This window comes from Mycobacterium sp. (genome assembly GCF_035314905.1).
Taxonomy (GTDB): domain Bacteria; phylum Actinomycetota; class Actinomycetes; order Mycobacteriales; family Mycobacteriaceae; genus Mycobacterium.
On the sequence record NZ_DATFYW010000247.1, the window covers coordinates 16,307 to 36,795 of the forward strand.

At 69.3% G+C, this 20,489-nt stretch carries 17 protein-coding genes and 1 tRNA gene; 10 read left to right on the plus strand and 8 right to left on the minus strand.

What is annotated here, in order from left to right; genetic code table 11:
* The first annotated feature begins 20 nt into the window (after positions 1-20).
* From VKG81_RS21260 to rsmA, 3 genes are all read left to right on the plus strand, one after another.
* On the plus strand, positions 21-893 hold the full coding sequence (locus tag VKG81_RS21260) for a TatD family hydrolase (protein ID WP_414685360.1): 873 nt from the start codon (positions 21-23) through the stop codon (positions 891-893).
* Positions 894-976: 83 nt separating this feature from the next.
* Complete coding sequence (locus tag VKG81_RS21265) at positions 977-2,104, plus strand: transglycosylase family protein (RefSeq protein WP_324398776.1); 1,128 nt, start codon at positions 977-979, stop codon at positions 2,102-2,104.
* Between the two features lies 1 nt (position 2,105).
* The gene (rsmA, locus tag VKG81_RS21270) at positions 2,106-3,011 is read left to right on the plus strand and encodes a 16S rRNA (adenine(1518)-N(6)/adenine(1519)-N(6))-dimethyltransferase RsmA (RefSeq protein WP_324398778.1); all 906 of its coding nucleotides are present in this window, start codon (positions 2,106-2,108) and stop codon (positions 3,009-3,011) included.
* Here the strand turns inward: rsmA and VKG81_RS21275 are convergent.
* The gene (locus VKG81_RS21275; RefSeq protein ID WP_324398733.1) at positions 3,008-3,814 is read right to left on the minus strand and encodes a serine/threonine-protein kinase; all 807 of its coding nucleotides are present in this window, start codon (positions 3,812-3,814) and stop codon (positions 3,008-3,010) included. The two genes, rsmA and VKG81_RS21275, sit on opposite strands and share 4 nt — an antisense overlap.
* Before the next feature lie 142 nt (positions 3,815-3,956).
* Between VKG81_RS21275 and VKG81_RS21280 the strand changes: the two genes are divergently transcribed.
* Positions 3,957-4,910: a 4-(cytidine 5'-diphospho)-2-C-methyl-D-erythritol kinase gene (locus VKG81_RS21280; protein ID WP_324398735.1), complete on the plus strand. Its 954-nt coding sequence runs from the start codon at positions 3,957-3,959 to the stop codon at positions 4,908-4,910.
* 335 nt (positions 4,911-5,245) lie between these two features.
* A complete protein-coding gene (locus VKG81_RS21285; RefSeq protein ID WP_324398737.1) occupies positions 5,246-6,880 on the plus strand; it encodes a fatty acyl-AMP ligase in 1,635 nt (544 codons plus the stop codon).
* Between the two features lie 184 nt (positions 6,881-7,064).
* Here VKG81_RS21285 and pth read toward each other — a convergent pair whose 3' ends face one another.
* From pth to VKG81_RS21320, 7 genes are all read right to left on the minus strand, one after another.
* On the minus strand, positions 7,065-7,640 hold the full coding sequence (gene pth, locus VKG81_RS21290; protein WP_324398739.1) for an aminoacyl-tRNA hydrolase: 576 nt from the start codon (positions 7,638-7,640) through the stop codon (positions 7,065-7,067).
* A 3-nt stretch (positions 7,641-7,643) separates the two neighbouring features.
* Positions 7,644-8,285 (minus strand): 50S ribosomal protein L25/general stress protein Ctc, encoded by a 642-nt coding sequence (locus tag VKG81_RS21295; RefSeq protein ID WP_324398741.1) that lies wholly within the window; start codon positions 8,283-8,285, stop codon positions 7,644-7,646.
* 129 nt (positions 8,286-8,414) lie between these two features.
* A complete protein-coding gene (locus VKG81_RS21300) occupies positions 8,415-9,284 on the minus strand; it encodes an oxidoreductase (protein ID WP_324398743.1) in 870 nt (289 codons plus the stop codon).
* Between the two features lie 24 nt (positions 9,285-9,308).
* On the minus strand, positions 9,309-9,962 hold the full coding sequence (locus VKG81_RS21305) for an LpqN/LpqT family lipoprotein (RefSeq protein WP_324398745.1): 654 nt from the start codon (positions 9,960-9,962) through the stop codon (positions 9,309-9,311).
* A 76-nt stretch (positions 9,963-10,038) separates the two neighbouring features.
* A complete protein-coding gene (locus VKG81_RS21310; protein WP_324398746.1) occupies positions 10,039-11,019 on the minus strand; it encodes a ribose-phosphate diphosphokinase in 981 nt (326 codons plus the stop codon).
* Between the two features lie 101 nt (positions 11,020-11,120).
* On the minus strand, positions 11,121-12,596 hold the full coding sequence (gene glmU, locus VKG81_RS21315) for a bifunctional UDP-N-acetylglucosamine diphosphorylase/glucosamine-1-phosphate N-acetyltransferase GlmU (RefSeq protein WP_324398748.1): 1,476 nt from the start codon (positions 12,594-12,596) through the stop codon (positions 11,121-11,123).
* Between the two features lie 30 nt (positions 12,597-12,626).
* A tRNA-Gln gene (locus VKG81_RS21320) sits at positions 12,627-12,698 on the minus strand.
* A gap of 92 nt (positions 12,699-12,790) precedes the next feature.
* Here VKG81_RS21320 and VKG81_RS21325 point away from each other — a divergent pair.
* The 5 genes from VKG81_RS21325 to eno all read left to right on the plus strand — a co-directional run bounded on the left by VKG81_RS21325 (position 12,791) and on the right by eno (position 20,486).
* Entirely contained in the window at positions 12,791-13,384 is a 594-nt protein-coding gene (locus VKG81_RS21325) for a TetR/AcrR family transcriptional regulator (protein WP_324398780.1), read from the plus strand.
* A gap of 57 nt (positions 13,385-13,441) precedes the next feature.
* A complete protein-coding gene (gene mfd / locus VKG81_RS21330) occupies positions 13,442-17,215 on the plus strand; it encodes a transcription-repair coupling factor (RefSeq protein WP_324398750.1) in 3,774 nt (1,257 codons plus the stop codon).
* A complete protein-coding gene (locus tag VKG81_RS21335; protein WP_324398752.1) occupies positions 17,142-18,344 on the plus strand; it encodes a nucleoside triphosphate pyrophosphohydrolase in 1,203 nt (400 codons plus the stop codon). Before mfd ends, VKG81_RS21335 begins: the two co-directional genes overlap by 74 nt.
* A 9-nt stretch (positions 18,345-18,353) precedes the next feature.
* The gene (locus VKG81_RS21340) at positions 18,354-19,085 is read left to right on the plus strand and encodes a lytic transglycosylase domain-containing protein (RefSeq protein WP_324398782.1); all 732 of its coding nucleotides are present in this window, start codon (positions 18,354-18,356) and stop codon (positions 19,083-19,085) included.
* Positions 19,086-19,160: 75 nt separating this feature from the next.
* The gene (gene eno / locus VKG81_RS21345) at positions 19,161-20,486 is read left to right on the plus strand and encodes a phosphopyruvate hydratase (protein ID WP_324398754.1); all 1,326 of its coding nucleotides are present in this window, start codon (positions 19,161-19,163) and stop codon (positions 20,484-20,486) included.
* The last annotated feature ends 3 nt before the right edge of the window (positions 20,487-20,489 follow it).

A 20,489-nucleotide genomic window follows, 5' to 3' on the forward strand; every position in this document is an offset into this window, starting at 1 on the left:
CTCCACCTTATGGTGTGCAGGTGAGCCGCTCGACCGTGCGCCCGGCGCCACCGCCGCCGCAACCGCTGGCACCCCTCGTCGACGCCCACACGCACCTGGACGCCTGCGGTGCCCGCGACGCGGACGGGGTCACCGGCATCGTCGACCGCGCCGCGGCGGTCGGCGTCAGGGCGGTGGTGACGATCGCCGACGACCTGGCGTCGGCGTGCTGGGTGACGCGCGCCGCCGACTGGGATCCCCGCGTGTACGCCGCGGTGGCGCTGCACCCGACCCGTGCCGACGGCCTTGACGACTCGGCGCGCGCCGAGATCGAGGCGCTGGCCGCCCACCCCCGCGTGGTGGCGATCGGGGAGACCGGCCTCGATCTGTACTGGCCGGGGCGCCTCGAGGGCTGCGCGGAGCCGGCAGTGCAGCGGCTGGCCTTCGCATGGCACATCGACCTCGCCAAGCGCACCGGCAAGCCGCTGATGATCCACAACCGCGACGCCGACGCCGGCGTGCTCGACGTGTTGCGGGCCGAGGGGCCACCGGACACCGTGATCTTCCACTGCTTCTCCTCCGGCCCGTCGATGGCCCGGACCTGTCTGGACGCCGGGTGGGTGTTGAGCCTGGCGGGCACGGTGAGCTTCAAGAACGCCGACAACCTGAGGGCAGCGGCGAAGTTGATTCCGCCCGGCCAGCTGCTGGTGGAGACCGACGCGCCGTTTCTGACCCCGCACCCGTTTCGCGGCGCGCCGAACGAGCCGTACTGCCTGCCCTACACCGTGCGGGCGCTGGCCGACGTGACGGGCCGCCGGGCCGGGGACCTGGCCTGCGAGGTCACCGACACCGCGGCCCGCGTGTACGGCCTGTCACGGTCAGACCTGCTGGGCCCCGCTGAGGATTTGCCTTAGGTACTCCTCTTCGTTACCGTCTTGTGATCAGATTGGGCCCCTGGGCCCAGGCAGTCGACGTCAACACCGGGATAGCCGCCACCTTGAATGCGCTGACCAAGCTCCATCAAACTGAAACACCCATGCTGCGGGTCCTCGTCGGCGCGTTCCTCGGCGCGCTCACCTTCGCGGGCAGCTACGCGGTGGCCGCCCACAAGACCGTCACGCTCTCGGTCGACGGCTCGTCGATGACGGTGTCGACGATGAAGTCGCGGGTGATCGACGTGGTGCACGAGAACGGTTTCATGGTCGGCGGGCGCGACGACCTGTACCCGGCGGCCAACCAGCCGGTCCACCAGGCCGAGACGATCGTGCTGCGGCGCAGCAAGCCGCTCGAGGTGTCGATGGACGGCCAGCAGAGCAGGCAGATGTGGACGACCGCCTCGACCGTCGACGAGGCGCTCAAGCAGCTGTCGCTGAGCGACACCGCCCCGGCCGCGGCGTCCCGGTCGAGCCGGCTGCCGCTGGCGGGCATGGCGCTGCCGGTGGTGAGCGCGAAGGACGTGCACATCAACGACGGCGGGGTGGTCAGCGACCAGCGGCTCGCGGCACCCAACGTCGGCCAGCTGCTGGTCGCCGCCGGTGTGCCTCTGGAGCAGGGTGACAAAGTTGATCCGCCACCTTCTTCCCCGGTTACCGACGGAATGCAGCTCACGGTCACTAGAATTCGGTTGGAGAAGCTCACCGAGCGGATGCCGCTGCCGCCGCCCGCGCAACGTATCGAGGATCCGACGATGAACATGAGCCGCAAGGTCGTCGAGGACCCCGGCACGGCCGGAACCCAGGACGTGACGTTCATCGCCGAGATCGTCAACGGTGTCGAGACGGGCCGGTTGCCGGTGTCCAACGACGTCCTGACTCCCGCCCGCGCCGCCGTGCTGCGCGTGGGCGCCAAGCCCGGTACCGAGGTGCCACCGGTGCGCAGCGGCGCGACGTGGGACAGGCTCGCCTCGTGTGAGGCCGGCGGAAACTGGGCCATAAATACGGGGAACGGTTTCTACGGCGGGGTACAGTTCGACCAGAACACATGGGAGCGCAGCGGTGGTCTCCGTTACGCCCCGCGCGCCGACCTCGCCACCCGCGAGGAGCAGATCGCGGTCGCCGAGGTCACCCGGGCGCGTCAGGGCTGGGGAGCGTGGCCGGTGTGCGGAGCGAGGCTTGGGGGCAACTGAGCTGACCATCCGGCTACTCGGACGGACCGAGATACGGCAGCTGGCCAAGGATCTTGACTTTCGGCCACGGAAGTCGTTGGGCCAGAGTTTCGTTCACGATGCGAACACGGTCCGTCGCGTCGTGTCGTCCTCCGGGATCAACCGCAACGACCACGTCCTCGAGGTCGGTCCCGGGCTGGGATCACTCACGCTCGGGCTGCTCGATCGGGGCGCCACGGTTACCGCCGTCGAAGTGGACCCGGTGCTGGCCGAGCGGTTGCCGAAGACGATCGCCGAGCATTCGCACAGCGAGATCCAGCGCCTCGCGGTGCTCAACCGCGACATCCTGACACTCGAGCATTCCGACCTCGACACCGAACCGACCGCGCTCGTCGCCAACCTGCCCTACAACATCGCGGTGCCGGCACTGCTGCACCTGCTGGCCGAGTTTCCGTCGATCCGGGTGGTGATGGTGATGGTGCAGGCGGAGGTGGCCGAACGGCTCGCCGCCGAGCCGGGCAGCAAGAACTATGGCATACCGAGCGTGAAGGTGCGGTTCTTCGGCCAGGTGCGCCGCTTCGGCATGGTGTCCCCGACGGTGTTCTGGCCGATCCCGCGGGTCTACTCCGGGCTGGTGCGCATCGACCGCTACGAAACGTCGCCGTGGCCGACCGGCGCCGAGTTTCGCCGGCGGGTCTTCGAGCTGATCGACATCGCGTTCGGCCAGCGCCGCAAGACCGCGCGCAACGCGTTCGCCGACTGGGCCGGGTCGGGCAACGAGTCGGCGCAACGGCTGCTGGCGGCCAGCATCGACCCCGCCCGCCGCGGCGAAACCCTCGGCATCGCCGACTTCGTGCGGCTGCTGGAGCGGTTCGACGAGCAGTCCGCGCAGCAGCCCGGCCGGCAGTCCCACGCCGAAAGCCACTAGCGACTGTATTGCGCCAGCACCTTCGTGACGATCTCGACGAATTCGGTGCAGGTCTGGTAACGCTCCTCGCGGTCCTTCGCCATCGCCCGTTGCAGGATCGAGTCGAACGCCCGGGGCACCCACGCGACGGTTTGCGAGATGCGTGGCGGCGGCTCGTAAAGCTGCGCGTTTGCGATCGCCATCGACGTGTTGGCGGCGAATGGCGGTGCGCCGGTGACCAATTCGACCGCGGTGCAGGCGAGCGCGTACTCGTCGGTGACCCCGGTCGGCATCTGCCCGCGCAGGAGTTCCGGCGCCAGGTAGGGCAGTGACGCCCGAATCTCCAACGGCCTCTTCTGATGGACGTCCTCGGCAAGTGCGTGCGCCACCCCGAAGTCGATCAGCACCGCGCCGTCGCGGCAGAAGTCCTTGGCGACAAGGATGTTGGTGGGTTTGACATCGCAGTGGATGATGCCGCGGTAGTGGACGTAATCGAGCGCGTCGGCGATCTGCCCCAGCGCCTCCAGGCGTTGCGCGAGGGTGTCCAGGGCCCCGACGTTGCCGCCGTCGACCAACTGCATCGTGAGCCACCCGTCGCGGTGCCGCTCGACCGAGATGACGTGGGGATGATCAAGCTGGCGCGCGAAGTCGAATTCTCTTTGCAGCCGCGTCAATTCGGGGGGCAGACGATGCTCGTCGTCGAGAACCTTCAGCGCGACCGGATGCAGCGCCTCGTCGTGCGCCCGGTAGACGGTGGCCGACCCGCCGCGGCCGAGGACCCCGTCGATGACGTAGCCCTCGAACGTCCCTCCTGGTCGCAGCACATTCTCAAGCGTAGGAGCCCGGCTCAGCGTGCCCGGGTGTTTTGGTGCGGCCGGCGCCGGGTAGCTGTTGCTTGCGGTGGCGAGGTGGTCGAGGGGTCCATCTCGCCACTCTTTTGCTCTGCCGGGCGATAGTCTCTGTGCCGTGTCCGATTGCAGCACCGCTCCCGAGTGGGTGGCCACCGGTTCGGTGACCGTACGGGTGCCGGGGAAGGTCAATCTCTATCTCGCCGTCGGCGATCGCCGCGAGGACGGCTACCACGAGCTGACCACCGTGTTCCACGCGGTCTCGCTGCTCGACGAGGTCACGGTCCGCAACTCCGACGTGCTGTCGCTGGAAGTGGCCGGCGAGGGCGCCGACATCCTGCCCGCCGATGAGCGCAACCTGGCCTGGCGGGCCGCCGAGCTGATGGCCGACCACGTGGGCCGCGCGCCGGACGTCGCCGTCACGGTCGAGAAGTCCATCCCGGTGGCCGGCGGCATGGCCGGCGGCAGCGCGGACGCCGCCGCCGTGTTGGTCGCGATGAACAACCTCTGGGAGCTGGGGCTACCGCGCCGCGACCTGCACGCGCTCGCCGCCCGGCTGGGCAGCGACGTGCCGTTCGCGCTGCACGGGGGAACCGCGCTGGGCAGCGGGCGTGGGGAGGAGCTGGCCACGGTGCTGGCACGCAATACGTTCCACTGGGTGCTGGCCTTCGGTGCGGGCGGCCTGTCCACGCCTGCGGTGTTCGCGGAGATCGACCGGTTGCGCGATGCCGGCCACCCGCCCCGGCTGCCCGAGCCGGAGCCGTTGTTGGCGGCGCTGGCCGCGGGGGATCCGGCCGAGCTGGCGCCGCTGCTGGGCAACGAGCTGCAGGCGGCGGCGCTGAGCCTGGATCCCGAGCTGCGGCGCACGCTGCGCGCGGGCTCCGAAGCCGGGGCGCTGGCCGGGATCGTCTCGGGTTCGGGGCCGACGTGTGCGTTTCTCTGCACGACATCGGCGTCGGCGGTCGATGTCGGCACCCAGTTGGCCTCGGCGGGCGTCTGCCGTACCGTTCGGGTGGCCAGCGGCCCGGTCCAGGGCGCCAGGGTGGTGCCCGCGCCGACGACCGGAGTGTGACCCAGGCCTCAAAAAAACCTGGAAGTTGCCACCTATCCTAAGAGGAGTTTAAGATCACTCGCGGTGTCCAATAGCGGTCCGACGTATCATCTGCTGTCGCCCACCCGGGGAAGTGGTGGGCGACGGTCGTACCGCGCAGACATCACCCGAAAAGGCGCGTGGGCAACCGCCGGGACTTTCGCGGGGTCAACACCGATTCGCAATGGAACCGCTCCCCAATTGTGTGCGCGCGCCTCCTGTAAAGCACCCTCTAGCAGGCGGAATATTACATCCCGGGCCTTTGCGCTGTGTGCAGCGTCGCCACAGTCGCGGCTCCGGACACCCAGGAGGTTGTCGTGAGCAGATTCACCGAGAAGATGTACCGCAACGCCCTGACCGCCAACACGGGGATGGTGACCGGCGAGCCGCATGAGCCCGTTCGGCACACCTGGGGCGAGGTGCATCAGAAGGCTCGGCGGATCGCCGGTGGCCTGGCGAAGGCCGGCGTCGGCCACGGTGACGCGGTGGGTGTGCTGGCGGGCGCCCCGGTGGAGATCGCCCCGGCCGCGCAGGGCGTCTGGATGCGCGGCGCCAGCCTGACCATGCTGCACCAGCCCACCCCGCGCACGGACCTGCAGGTGTGGGCCAAAGACACCACCACCGTCATCGACATGATCGAGGCCAAGGTCGTCATCGTCTCCGACCCGTTCATGATGGCGGTTCCGGTGCTCGCCGACCGTGGCATCGAGGTGGTGACCATCGCGGAGCTGATGGCCGCGGACCCGATCGATCCCGTCGACACCGGCGAGGACGATCTGGCGCTGATGCAGCTGACCTCGGGTTCGACCGGCTCTCCCAAAGCTGTCCAGATCACCCACCGCAACCTCTACTCCAACGCCGAGGCGATGTTCATCGGCGCCGAGTACGACGTCGACAAGGACGTGATGGTCAGCTGGTTGCCGCTGTTCCACGACATGGGCATGATCGGCTTCCTGACGGTGCCGATGTACTTCGGCGCCGAGTTGGTCAAGGTCACCCCGCTGGACTTCCTGCGCGACACGCTGCTGTGGGCCAAGCTCATCGACAAGTACAAGGGCACGATGACCGCGGCGCCGAACTTCGCCTATGCGCTGTTTGCCAAGCGGCTGCGCAAGCAGGCCGAGCCCGGCCAGTTCGACCTGTCGACGCTGCGCTTCGCGCTGTCGGGCGCCGAGCCGGTCGAGCCGGCCGACGTCGAGGACCTCATCGATGCGGGCAGGCCGTTCGGGCTGCGGCCCGAGGCGATCCTGCCCGCTTACGGCATGGCCGAGACGACGCTGGCGGTGTCGTTCTCCGAATGCGGCGCCGGGCTGGTGGTCGACGAGGTGGACGCCGACCTGCTGGCCGCGCTGCGCCGCGCCGTGCCGGCCTCGAAGGGCAACACCCGTCGGCTGGCCTCGCTCGGGCCGCTGCTGGAGGGCCTCCAAGCGCGCATCGTCGACGAGGACGGCACCGTGTTGCTGCCCCGCGGGGTCGGCGTGATCGAGCTGCGTGGCGAGTCCCTGACACCCGGTTACACCACGATGGCCGGTTTCGTTCCCGCGCAGGACGAGCACGGCTGGTACGACACCGGCGACCTGGGCTACCAGCTGGAGAACGGCCATGTCGTGGTCTGTGGCCGCGTCAAGGACGTCATCATCATGGCGGGCCGCAACATCTACCCGACCGACATCGAGCGCGCCGCCGGACGCGTCGACGGCGTGCGCCCCGGCTGTGCCGTCGCGGTGCGGCTGGACGCCGGGCACTCGCGGGAGTCGTTCGCCGTGGCGGTGGAGTCCAACAACTGGCAGGATCCCGCCGTTGTGCGCCGCATCGAGCACCAGGTCGCGCACGAGGTGGTCGCCGAGGTCGACGTCCGGCCGCGCAACGTGGTCGTTCTGGGGCCGGGCACCATTCCGAAGACGCCGTCCGGCAAGCTGCGCCGCGCGAATTCGGTGTCGCTGGTCAGCTGACGCCGCGGCCGAAAAACCGCCGGCCGCCGCCGACACTGAACTCACCGTCACGACACGCCGCGGCCGCGTCCGTCACTTCAATCTCGACCACAACGATTTGGCCTCGACCACAACGATTTGGCCTCGACCACAACGATTTGGCCTCGACCACAACGATTTGGCCTCGACCACAACGGCGAAGCTGCTACCAGGCGTGCACCTGGTTCTGCGCGCCCTCGAGCCCGACCTTGATCAGCAGTTCGGTGGCGTCGGCGGCCTGCTCGCAGATCACCGGCACCTCCGGCCGTTCGGCGGCGGTGAAGTTCTCCAGCACGAACGCGGCGGGATCCTTGCGGCCGGGCGGGCGGCCGATGCCGATCCGCACCCGGTAGAAGTCCCTGGTGCCCAGGGCCGCGGCCACGGACCGGACACCGTTGTGCCCGCCTTCGCCGCCACCGAGCTTCAGCCGGATCTTGCCGAAGTCGACGTCGAGTTCGTCGTGGATGACGATGATGTGGGCGGGCGGCACCGAATAGAACATCGCGAGCCCCGCGGCCTGGCGTCCGGACTCGTTCACGTAGCTGCGCGGCTTGCCGAGGATCACGGGTCGGCCCGCCAGCCTCCCGGTGGCGACATCGGCGCCGGAACGCTTGTGCAGCTTGTAGTTCGAGCCCGCCCGGCCGGCCAGCAGGTCGGCCACCATGAACCCGAGGTTGTGCCGGGTCTTGGCGTAGACCGGCCCGGGATTGCCCAGGCCGACCACCAGCAGCGGCTCGGCCACCGGCTATTCGGTGGCCGACTCGGAGCCAGACTCCTCTTCGGCCCGCGCCTCTTCGCCGGCGGCGGCGGCCGCGGCCTCGGCCTCGGGCTCCTCGATGGTCGGCGCGGTGACGATGTTGACCACCAGCATGTCCGGGTCCGAGACGAGCGTGACGCCCCGCGGGAGCTCGATCTGGCGGGCCAGGATCTGCGTGCCCTCCTCGGCGCCCTCGATCGACACCGTCAGCTGTTCGGGGATCGACAGCGCCTCGGCCTCGATTTCGATGGTGCTGGAGTCCTGGGTCACCAGCGTGCCGGGGGCCGCATCGCCCTGGACCGAGACCGCCACCTCGACGGTGACCTTCTCGCCGCGGCGCACAACCAGAAGGTCGGCATGTTGGATGTTGCGGCGGATCGGGTGGATTTCCAGCGCCTTGGTCAGCGCGAGCTGCTCCGTGCCGTCGATGTCGAGGGTGAGCACCGCGTTGGTCCCGGAGTGGCGCAGCACCGCGGCGAAATCGTGACCGGGCAGCTCCAGGTGCTGCGGGTCGGCGCCGTGGCCGTAGAGCACCGCGGGGATCCTGCCCTCGCGACGCGCACGCCGCGACGCGCCTTTGCCGGTCTTGGTGCGCACCGACGCGGTGAGCCGATTGGTGCTGGTAGCCATGTCGCTCCTGTCGTTTCCGTAAAGGTTCGGCGCACGGCAGGAGCAGACATCGGAAGGGCTGTCTCCGTCGATAACGGTGGCCGAAACCACCCTCGCCGTGGACCTGGCACAGGGTAGCGCATCAGCTCGTCAGAGCGGAAATTTCGTGGCTGTGAGCTGCTCGGACAGCTCCCACAGCGCCGCGGCGGTGCCGGCGTTGCGTGCCCGTGGGCTGCGCCCGACGGGCTGGGTGGCGCCCGACAACCCGAACCGGGGGCCGATGAACGTGTCGCCCGGCAGGTTCTGTGACACGGCGAACAGTGTCTGGCGGGCCCCGAAGTCGGCGTCGGTGGCCATCAGCTTGTCGCCGATCGACGTGAACGCATCGCTGAGCCGCCGGCCGCTGTGTCCCTGCAGATTCGTGTTCGAGTAGCCGGGATGGGCGGCGAGGGAGAGAACCGACGAGCCGATTTCGTCGAGGCGGCGCTGCAGCTCGCTGGTGAACAGCAGGTTGGCCAGTTTGGACTGTCCGTACGCGAGCCACGGGCGGTACGGCCGCGACTTCCAGTTCAGGTCCTTGAGGCTGATGTGGCCGATCCAGTGGAACATCGACGACACCGTCACCACCCGGTCGCTGATCTTGGGCAGCAGCAGGTTGGTCAGGGTGAAATGGCCGAGATGGTTGGTGCCGATCTGGCTTTCGAAGCCGTCCTTGGTGACGGCGTACGGCACCGCCATGATGCCGGCGTTGTTGACCAGGACGTCCACGGCGCCGACCCCGTCGGCGAATTCGTGAACCGACGCGAGATCCTGCAGGTCGAGGCGGCGCACCTCGACATCGCCGGACATGCCGGCGGCGGCCTCCTCGCCCTTGGCGACGGTGCGGACGGCGAGCACCACCCGTGCGCCGACGCGGGCCAGCTCGCGGGCGGTCACCAGGCCGAGGCCGCTGTTGGCGCCGGTCACGACGACCCTGCGTCCGGCGAACGAGGGCAGCTCGGCAGCGGTCCAGTCAGTCATGACCCCTACCCTAGCGAGTGGCGGCTAGGCCGGCGCGACGGTCAAGCCCTTGATGATCGACTCCACGTCCGCGCCCAGCGACTCGGCCTGATCGGCCGCCGTGGTGACCGAAAACTGCACCAGGTAGCGCTGATTGGCCGGCGCCGGGCCCGTCGCGATCACGATGCGGTTGTAGGTGTGCAGCCGCTGCTCGCCGATGTTGTAGCTGCCCTCGATCATCGCGGACGGCATGCCGCGGAAGGCGGCCATCGAGGCGTTGAGCCGGGTGAACCGGTCGGTCAGTTCGGCGTCGGCGTAACCGTGGCGGATCGCCTCGGCGACGTCGAAGTTGCCGATCAGCTTGAACACCATCAGCATCGCGGTCGGCTGGTAGGCATCCACGTTTGTCTTGCGGATGACCTCGAACGTGGCCTGCTGCTTGGGGTCGTTGATCACCGACCAGCCCGGCGGACAGGGCATCGACACCTTGATGTCGGTCAGCGTGGCCCTGGTCATCGGCGCGCCGTTGACGCCTTGCTCCTGCAGGTAATCCGCGATCGGCACGGGCCGTTCGGCGCTGGGGGTCGCGGTGTTCGGGGACGACGGCGGCAGAAGGGACTGGTAGTCGGGCGCTTTGGCGGCGCATCCGGCGACCAGCACGAGCAGCGCCAGCGCCGTCAGCAGACGTCGCAACGTCACAGAATCTCTCGGACGGCGTCGACGGGCCGCACGTCGATGCCGTGGGAGGTGGGGCGGTGGTACAGCGCGCCCGGCATCACGCTTCCCCGTCGAAGAGACCCGTCACCGAGCCGTTTTCGAAGACCGCCCGGATCGTGCTGGCCAGCAGCGGGGCGATGGACAACACGGTCAGCTGCGGGAACTGCTTGTCCTCGCCGATCGGCAGCGTGTTCGTGACGATCACCTCGCGGGCACCGCTTTCGGCCAGCCGTTCGGGCGCGGGATCTGACAGCACCCCGTGCGACGCCGCGACGATCACGTCTCGGGCTCCGGCCTCGCGCAGCAGCTTCACGGCCCCCGCGATCGTGCCACCGGTGTCGATCATGTCGTCGATCAGAACGCATGTCCGGTCGGCGACGTCACCCACCACCCGGTTCGACACCACCTGGTTCGGCACCCGCGGATCGCGCGTCTTGTGAATGAAGGCGAGGGGCACGCCGTCCAGCGCGTCTGCCCACTTCTCGGCGATGCGCACCCGCCCCGAATCGGGGGAGACCACGACCTTGTCGTCGTTCGGGTAGTTGTCCTTGATGTAGCCGATGAGCAGGTTCTGCGCGCGCATGTGGTCGACCGGCCCGTCGAAGAAGCCCTGGATCTGGTCGGTGTGCAGGTCGACGGTGACGATGCGGTCGGCGCCGGCGGTCTTGAACAGGTCGGCGACCAGCCGCGCGGAGATCGGTTCCCGGCCGCGGTGCTTCTTGTCCTGGCGGGCGTACGGATAGAACGGCAGGATCGCGGTGATCCGCTTGGCGCTGCCGCGCTTGAGCGCGTCGATCATGATCAGCTGTTCCATCAGCCATGTGTTCAGCGGCGCCGGATGCGATTGCAGCACGAACGCGTCGCAGCCGCGCACGGACTCCTCGAACCGGACGAATATCTCGCCGTTGGCGAAGTCGCGTGCTGTCTGCGCGGTGACCGGGACGTCGAGTTCCTTGGCGACCTGGTCGGCGAGCTCGGGGTGCGCGCGGCCCGCGAAGAGCATCAGGTTCTTGCGGTTATCGGTCCATTCGGTGCCCACGGTTCCTCGCCGGTTCGGGATCGGGATGTCGGCCTAATGGTACGTAGGGAAACGTGCGGCCGGGTGCCGGGTTGCCGGTAACCCAACAATCGGCGACAAGATCAGGTCGCCTCGTGGTCGTCGGACGGCGGATTGTCGGCGTGTCGGGCCGCTTCGGCAGCCTCCGCAGCCGCCGAACCCGGCCGTTTGCGGGCCACCCATCCCTCGATGTTGCGCTGCGGGCCCGCCGACACCGCCAGCGCGCCCGGCGGCACATCCTCGCGCAGCACGGTGCCCGCCCCCGTGTACGCGCCGTCGCCGACGGTCACCGGGGCGACGAACATCGTGTCGGAGCCCGTGCGCACGTGCGAACCGACCGTTGTCCGGCGTTTGGTCTGCCCGTCGTAGTTCACGAACACGCTCGACGCGCCGATATTGCTGTGGTCCCCGATGTCGGCGTCGCCGACGTACGTCAGGTGCGGCACCTTCGTGCCGGTGCCGATCGTGGAGTTCTTGGCCTCGACGAACGCGCCGAGCTTCGCCTCGGCGCCGAGCACGGTCCCGGGCCGTAGGTAGGTGAACGGGCCGACGGCGGCAGCGTCGCCGATCGTCGACCAGGACCCGTGCGTGCGCACCACCGCGGCGGCGTTGCCGACGGTTACCTCGGCCAGGGTGGTATCCGGCCCGATCACGCATCGGGCGCCGATCTTGGTGACGCCGAGCAGTTGCGTGTTCGGCTGCACGACGGTGTCGCGGCCGATCGTCACGTCGACGTCGATCCACGTGGTCGCCGGATCGGCGATCGTCACGCCGGCACGTTGATGAGCTGCAACGATGCGGCGGTTGAGTTCGGCGGACAGCGCGGCCAGCTGGACCCGGTCGTTCACGCCCGCTACCAGTGTGCTGTCGTCGACGTGCTTGGCCTGCACGATCTGGCCGTCTTGGCGCACGATCGAGATCACGTCGGTCAGGTAGAGCTCGTGCTGGGCATTGTCGGAGCGCAACCGGCTCAGCGCCGACCGCAGCGCGGCGATGTCGAAGGCGTAGACACCGGCGTTGACCTCGCGGATCTCCCGCTGCGACGGGGTTGCGTCGGCCTGCTCGACGATCGCGATCACCTCGCGGTCCTGGGTGCGCAGGATGCGGCCGTACCCGGTCGGGTCCGGCAGCGTCGTCGTCAGCACCGTGACCGCGGCCGGTTCGGCGTTGTGCGTGGCGATCAGGTCGGCGAGCGTGTCGGCGTCCAGCAGCGGGATGTCGCCGGAGGTGATGACGACGACACCGGCGAAGTCTTCTGGCAGCGCGTTCAGGCCGCAGCCGGCGGCATGGCCGGTGCCGAGTTGCTGCTCCTGCACGGCGACCTCGATCGTGCGCCCGAGGTGCTCGGCCGACTCCGCGACGGCGGGGGCGATCTTGTCGCGGTCCCGGCCGAGGACGACGACGAGGTGCTGCGGGGCGAGCTTGGCCACCGAGTGCAGCGCGTGGGCGAGCATGCTGCGGCCGGCGATCGGGTGCAGCACCTTCGGAATGTCCGACCGCATGCGGGTCCCGGCCCCGGCGGCCAGCACCACGACCGCCGAATCGGCGTTGGTTGTCATCGAACCTCGCTTGCTTGCTCGGCAGGCCTGCTCCGTCGCCAGGACTCGAACCTGAACTCTCAGAACCAAAATCTGATGTGCTGCCGATTACACCACGACGGACCGCGCAACTGGTTCAGCCTAACGACTCTATTCGACCGGATACGCTGGTAGACGTGGCGGCACCGGAGAAGGAAGCGCGCACGCGCGCGCGGATGACCGGCGCCGAGCGACGCCACCAGCTGATCGAGATCGCGAGGTCGCTGTTCGCCGAGCGCGGCTACGAGGGCACCTCGATCGAGGAGATCGCGCAGCGCGCCAACGTCTCCAAGCCGGTGGTCTACGAGCACTTCGGCGGCAAGGAGGGCCTGTACGCGGTCGTCGTCGACCGGGAGATGTCGGCGCTGCTCGACGGCATCACCTCGTCGCTGACCAACAACCGCTCCCGGGTGCGCATCGAGCGGGTGGCGTTGGCGCTGCTGACCTACGTCGAGGAACGCACCGACGGCTTCCGGATCCTGATCCGCGATTCGCCGGCCGCGATCACGTCGGGCACGTACTCCACCCTGCTCAACGAGGCCGTCAACCAGGTGTCGTCGATCCTCGCCGGCGACTTCTCCCGTCGCGGCCTTGACCCCGAGATGGCGCCGCTCTACGCGCAGGCGCTGGTCGGCTCGGTGTCGATGACGGCTCAGTGGTGGCTCGACGTCCGGGAGCCCAAGAAAGAAGTGGTGGCGGCGCACCTGGTCAACCTGGTCTGGAACGGGCTGACGCACCTTGAGAACGATCCGGTGCTCGACGGCGAGTAACCCTCGCGCGCACCATCTTTCGCGTTGATCGTGACCAACGCTTAGAATGGCCGCATCATGACCTCCGCGGGGACCGCCCACACGGCGCAAGCCGGAACGGCGCCCGATACCCCGATCGCGGGACTCGTCGAACTTGCCCTGCGCGACCCCGAACTTCGAGATGTCACCCGTCGCGCCGCAGGCAAGCCGCCCGAGCTCTCGCTGGTCGGGCCTGCCGCCGCGCGGCCGTTCGTCGCGGCCGCGCTGGCGACGGCGGGCCCGCTGCTCGTGGTCACCGCCACCGGCCGCGAAGCCGACGACCTCGCCGCGGAGCTGCGCGGCAGCTACGGCGACGCGGTGGCGCTTTTCCCGTCCTGGGAGACGCTGCCGCACGAACGGCTCTCGCCGGGCGTCGACACCGTGGGCGCACGGCTGATGGTGCTCCGCCGGCTGGCCTTCCCCGATGACGCGCGGCTCGGCCCGCCACTGCGCATCGTGATCACGACGGTCCGCTCAGTTCTGCAGCCGATGTCGCCCGACCTGGCCCGCATCGAACCGGTCACCCTCGCAGTCGGGCAGGAGATCGGCTTCGAAGACGTGGTCGCGCGGCTGGTCGAGCTGGCCTACACGCGCGTCGACATGGTGGGCAAGCGGGGCGAGTTCGCGGTGCGCGGCGGCATCCTCGACATCTTCCCGCCGACCGCCGAGCACCCGGTGCGCGTCGAATTCTGGGGCGACGAGGTCAGCGAGATGCGCATGTTCTCCGTGGCCGACCAGCGGTCGATCCCCCAGATCACGGTCGACACCGTCATCGCGGTCGCGGCCCGCGAGATGCTGCTGACCGATCAGGTCCGGCAACGCGCCGCCCAACTCGATGGGTACCGGGGTCACGGCCCGAACGGCCACGGCCCGCTGGGGACGGTGACCGACATGCTGGCCAAGCTTGCGCAGGGCATCCCCGTCGACGGAATGGAGGCGCTGATGCCGGTCCTGGGCGCGGGCGAGCTGACGCTGCTGACCCGCCAGCTGCCCGAGGGGACGCCCCTTTTGGTGTGCGACCCGGAGAAGGTGCGCACGAGGGCGCGCGACCTGATCAAGACCGGCCGCGAGTTCCTGGAGGCGTCGTGGTCGACGGCCGCCATCGGCGGCGATGCCCCGATCGACATCGAACGGCTCGGCGCGTCGGGCTACCTCGACCTCGACGACGTGCGCGCCGCCGCGACCGGGGGCGGCCACCCGTGGTGGACGCTGAGCCAGCTCGGCGACGGCACCGCCACCACTCTCGACATCCGGCCCGCCCCCGCGGCTCGTGGCCAGCGGCACAACATCGAGGAGATCTTCGCGATGTTGCGGGCCCACGTCACGACTGGCGGCCACGCCGCGATCGTCGCGCCCGGCACCGGCACCGCCCACCGCGTCGTCGAACAGCTCGGCGAGGCCGACGTCCCCGCGACCTGTCTTGAGCCGGGCGAGGCGCCGCGGCCGGGTGCGGTCGGCGTGCTGCGCGGACCGCTGCACGACGGCGTCATCCTGCCGCGCAGCCGGCTGGTGGTGATCACCGAAACCGACCTGACCGGCAATCGGGTCGCCGCCACCGAAGGCAAGCGCCTGGCCGCGAAGCGGCGCTACGTCGTCGACCCGTTGGCACTGACCGCAGGCGACCTCGTCGTCCACGACCAGCACGGGATCGGCCGGTTCGTCGAGATGACCGAACGGACGGTCGGGGGCGCCCGCCGCGAGTACCTGGTACTCGAATACGCCTCCACCAAAAGGGGGGGCCGCGGCGACAATTCCGACAAGCTCTACGTCCCGATGGACTCCCTCGACCAGCTGTCGCGGTACGTCGGCGGCCAGTCGCCGACCCTGAGCCGGCTCGGCGGCAGCGACTGGGCCAACACCAAGACGAAGGCCCGCCGCGCGGTCCGCGACATCGCCGGCGAGCTCGTCGCGCTCTACGCCGAGCGACAGGCCGCGCCCGGCTTCGCGTTCGGCCCGGACACCCCGTGGCAGGCGGAGATGGAAGACGCGTTCGACTTCACCGAGACCGTCGACCAGCTGACCGCGATCACCGACGTCAAGGCCGACATGGAGAAGCCGATACCGATGGACCGGGTGATCTGCGGCGATGTCGGCTACGGGAAGACCGAGATCGCGGTTCGGGCGGCGTTCAAGGCCGTGCAGGACGGCAAGCAGGTCGCGGTCCTGGTGCCCACCACGCTGCTGGCCGACCAGCATCTGCAGACCTTCACCGAGCGGATGGCGGGGTTCCCGGTCACCGTCAGGGGGCTCTCGAGGTTCACCGATCCGGCCGAGTCGCGGGCGGTGCTCGACGGCATGGCCGACGGCACCGTCGACATCGTGATCGGCACGCACCGGCTGCTGCAGACGGGCGTGCGCTGGAAGGACCTGGGGCTGGTCGTGGTCGACGAGGAGCAGCGCTTCGGCGTCGAGCACAAGGAGCACATCAAGTCGCTGCGGACCCACGTCGACGTGCTGACGATGAGCGCGACGCCGATCCCGCGGACACTCGAGATGAGCCTGGCCGGTATCCGGGAGATGTCGACGATCCTCACCCCGCCCGAGGAGCGCTACCCGGTGCTCACCTACGTGGGGCCGCACGACGACAAGCAGATCGCCGCCGCGTTGCGCCGTGAGTTGCTGCGTGACGGGCAGGCCTTCTACATCCACAATCGGGTCAGCTCGATCGACCAGGCCGCGGCGCGGGTGCGGACCCTGGTGCCCGAGGCGCGCGTCGTCGTCGCGCACGGGCAGATGAACGAGGACGCCCTGGAGCGCACCGTCGAGGGCTTCTGGAACCGCGAATACGACATCCTCGTGTGCACGACGATCGTCGAGACCGGTCTGGACATCTCCAACGCCAACACGCTGATCGTCGAACGGGCGGACACGTTCGGGCTGTCGCAGCTGCACCAGCTGCGCGGCCGCGTGGGCCGTAGCCGGGAACGCGGCTATGCCTACTTCCTGTATCCCCCGGAGATGCCGCTGACCGAAACCGCCTACGACCGGCTCGCGACGATCGCGCAGAACAACGAACTCGGGGCCGGCATGGCCGTGGCCATGAAGGACCTCGAGATCCGGGGCGCCGGCAACGTGCTCGGCGTCGAGCAGTCCGGCCACGTCGCCGGGGTCGGGTTCGACCTGTACGTACGGCTGGTCGGCGAGGCCGTCGAGGCCTACCGCGCCGCTGTCGACGGCAAGACCGTCGGGGTCAGCGAAGAACCCAGAGAGGTCCGCATCGACCTGCCGGTCGACGCAAACCTGCCGCCGGACTACATCGGCAGCGACCGGCTGCGGCTGGAGGCTTATCGCAGGTTGGCCGCGGCGACCGACGACGACGCGATCGCCGCGGTGGTGGACGAGCTGACCGACCGCTACGGCCCGCCGCCCGAGCCCGCGCTGCGGCTGGTGGCCGTCGCACGGCTGCGTTTGCTGCTGCGCCGTTACGGGATCACCGAGGTGTCGGCCACGGGCGCCGGTGAATCGACGACGCTGCGGTTGGCGCCGCTCACGCTGCTCGATTCCCAGCAACTGCGGCTGAAACGGCTTTACCCCGGGGCGCACTACCGCGCGACCGCCTCCGCCGTGCAGGTGCCGATACCCCGGTCCGGCACCGGCGTCGCTTCGCCGCGCATACGTGATCTTGAATTGGTGGAGATGGTCGCCGGTCTCGTCCTGGCACTCGATGGGAAGCGCCAGGAAGATGTTGATATAACCGGAGTCAACAGTGCCGTTGAGACAAGCGAGGAGGTCAAGCGAGATGACCGTCGTCTTGGTCGATCCTCGCCGCCCGTCGCTGGTTCCGGTCGACGCGATCGCGCTGCTGATGGGTGAGGTCCAGTACACCGAGGAGATGCCCGTCAAGGTGCCCTGGTCGTTGCCGGGGGCGCGGCCGGTGCATGTGGGCGGAGACGAGGCGCCGGTGTTGCTGTCGTCGGACCGTGAGCACCCCGCGGTCAGGGCGCGCCTGGAGGCCGGCGACACGCTGATCGCGGCGCCGGACCCGCAGCCCGGGGAGCGGCTCATCGATGCGGTCGCGCTGATGGACAAGCTGCGCAGCGACGGTCCATGGGAGAGCGAGCAGACCCACGACTCGCTGCGCCGCTACCTGCTCGAGGAGACCTACGAGCTGTTCGACGCGGTCCGCAGCGGAAACGCCGACGATCTCCGTGACGAACTCGGCGACGTGCTGCTGCAGGTGTTGTTCCACGCCCGCATCGCCGAGGACGCGCCGCAGCACCCGTTCACCATCGACGACGTCGCCGACTCGCTGCTGCGCAAGCTCGGCAACCGCGCGCCAGGAGTGATTGCGGGAGAATCGATTTCGCTGGAGGACCAGATCGCCCAGTGGGACGAGCGCAAGGCCGCGGAAAAGCCGCGCGGCTCGTGCCTGGACGGGGTGCCGACCGGTCAGCCCGCGCTGGCGTTGGCGCAGAAGGTGCTGGGGCGGGTGCGCGACGCCGGGCTGCCCGAGGACCTGATCCCGGCCGCGCTCACCACGGTGACCGTGGTGCCCGACGTCGATGTCGAAACCAATGTGCGCACCGAGGTTCTGGAGTTCATGGAGGCGGTGCGCCTGGCCGAGAAGGGAATCGCCGCCGAACGGCGCGGTGACGCGGTGCCCGAGGAACTCGACGTCGCGACGCTGGACGCGGTCACCGAGGAGGAGTGGCACGCGTACTGGCCGGCGGCGGCGGCGCAATCAGAGCCCGCCTTGGCGGAGCCGGGGCAGACCCCTGAACGGGTGCCGGAGCCGGGACCGGCCGACGTGCCGGAGCCCGGTCCCGTGGAGGTGCCCGAACCGTCGCCGGTGGAGGTGCCGGAACCCTCACCGCAGCAGCAGGCCGCCGACGAATTCCCCGCCGAGGAGTTCACGGCGGTCGAGGAGGCCCCGGCAAACGGCGTACCCGAGGAGGCCGCGGCGTCGTCCGACGCTCAGCCGAACAAAGTCGAGCCCCAGTAGGCCGTGGCACTGTCGCCGGTACGTTGGCTGCGGGCGGTGGGCGTCGTCGGCGCGACCGCGGTGCTGTTGGCATCCGGTTGTTCGTGGCAGCTCGGCCAGCCGATTCCCGAAGGCGTCCCGCCCCCGGCCGGCGACCCGGTGCCCGGCGTCGACACTCACGCGCGGGGCCGGCCCGCCGACCAGCTGCAGGTCTGGGCGGCCGAACGCGCTCCCGCGCTGAACATGCCGGTCGAGGCCCTCAAGGCGTACGGGTACGCCGCCAGGGTCGCCCAGGTGGAGAACCCGAAATGCCACGTGGCCTGGACGACGCTCGCGGGTATCGGCATGGTCGAAAGCCACCACGGCACGTATCACGGCGCGACGATCGCGCCGAACGGCGACGTCAGCCCACCGATACGTGGGGTTCGGCTCGACGGCACCGACGGCAACATGGAGATCATCGACAGCGACGGAGCCCACCTCGACGACGATCCGGTCTACGCCAGGGCGATGGGCCCGATGCAGTTCATCCCGGAGACCTGGCGGCTCTACGGCGTGGACGCCAACAACGACGGGGTGATCAGCCCGGACAACTTCAACGACGCCGCGTTGTCGGCCGCCGGCTATCTGTGCTGGACCGGTAAGGACCTGGCCACGCCGCGCGGGTGGATGAACGCACTGCGGGCCTACAACCTCTCGGACGCCTACGCCAAGACCGTGCGCGATTGGGCGACCGCCTATGCGGCGGGCCACCCGTTGTAGCGCCCACGTAGCGCACCGCCCGGCGGTCCAACCTTTAGGCTGAGTCCGTTCCCCCACCGACGCTAGGAGAAGTCAGTGCCCATCATCGAGCAGGTCGGCGCTCGCGAGATCCTCGATTCCCGCGGCAATCCGACTGTCGAGGTCGAACTGGCGCTGGTCGACGGGACGTTCGCCAGGGCCGCGGTGCCTTCGGGCGCCTCGACCGGCGAGCACGAAGCCGTCGAACTGCGCGACGGTGACCCCAAACGATACGGCGGCAAGGGCGTGCAGAAAGCGGTCGAGGCGGTGCTCGACGAGATCGCGCCCGCCGTAATCGGTCTGAGCGCCGACGACCAGCGATTGGTCGACCAGGCGCTGCTGGACCTCGACGGTACCCCCGACAAATCCCGCCTCGGCGCGAACTCGATTCTCGGCGTCTCGCTGGCCGTTGCGAAGGCCGCGGCCGAATCGGCCGGTCTGCCGCTGTTCCGCTATGTCGGCGGCCCGAACGCCCACATCCTTCCGGTGCCGATGATGAACATCCTCAACGGTGGGGCGCACGCCGACACCGGCGTCGACGTGCAGGAGTTCATGATCGCCCCGATCGGCGCGCCGAGCTTCAAAGAAGCGCTGCGCTGGGGTGCGGAGGTTTACCACGCGCTGAAGGCCGTGCTGAAGAAGCAGGGCCTGGCCACCGGCCTCGGCGACGAAGGCGGCTTTGCTCCGGACGTGCCCGGCACCCGCGCGGCGCTGGACCTGATCCTGTCGGCGATCGAGGCGGCCGGCTACCGGCCCGGCTCGGACATCGCACTCGCGCTGGACGCGGCGGCCACCGAATTCTTCACCACCACAACGGGTTACACGTTCGAGAAGGAAACCCGCGACGCTGCGCAGATGACGGAGTTCTACGCGCGGCTGCTCGACACCTACCCGCTCGTGTCGATCGAGGATCCGCTGGCCGAGGACGACTGGGACGGCTGGGTCGCGCTGACCACGATGATCGGCGACCGGGTGCAGATCGTCGGCGACGACCTCTTCGTCACGAGCCCCGAGCGCATCGAGGAAGGCATCGAGCGGGGCGCGGCCAACGCGCTTCTGGTGAAGGTCAACCAGATCGGCACGTTGACCGAAACCCTCGACGCGGTCACGCTGGCGCACAGCAGCGGATACCGCACGATGATTAGCCACCGCAGTGGCGAGACCGAGGACACCACGATCGCCGACCTGGCGGTCGCGGTCGGCAGCGGCCAGATCAAGACCGGCGCGCCGGCCCGCAGCGAGCGCGTCGCCAAGTACAACCAGTTGCTGCGCATCGAGGAATCGCTCGGCGACGCGGCACGCTACGCCGGGGATTTGGCTTTTCCCCGGTTCGCTCCCGCCGATGAGCCCCCCGCGCGAAGAGCTCAGAAAGAGACGAGATAACAA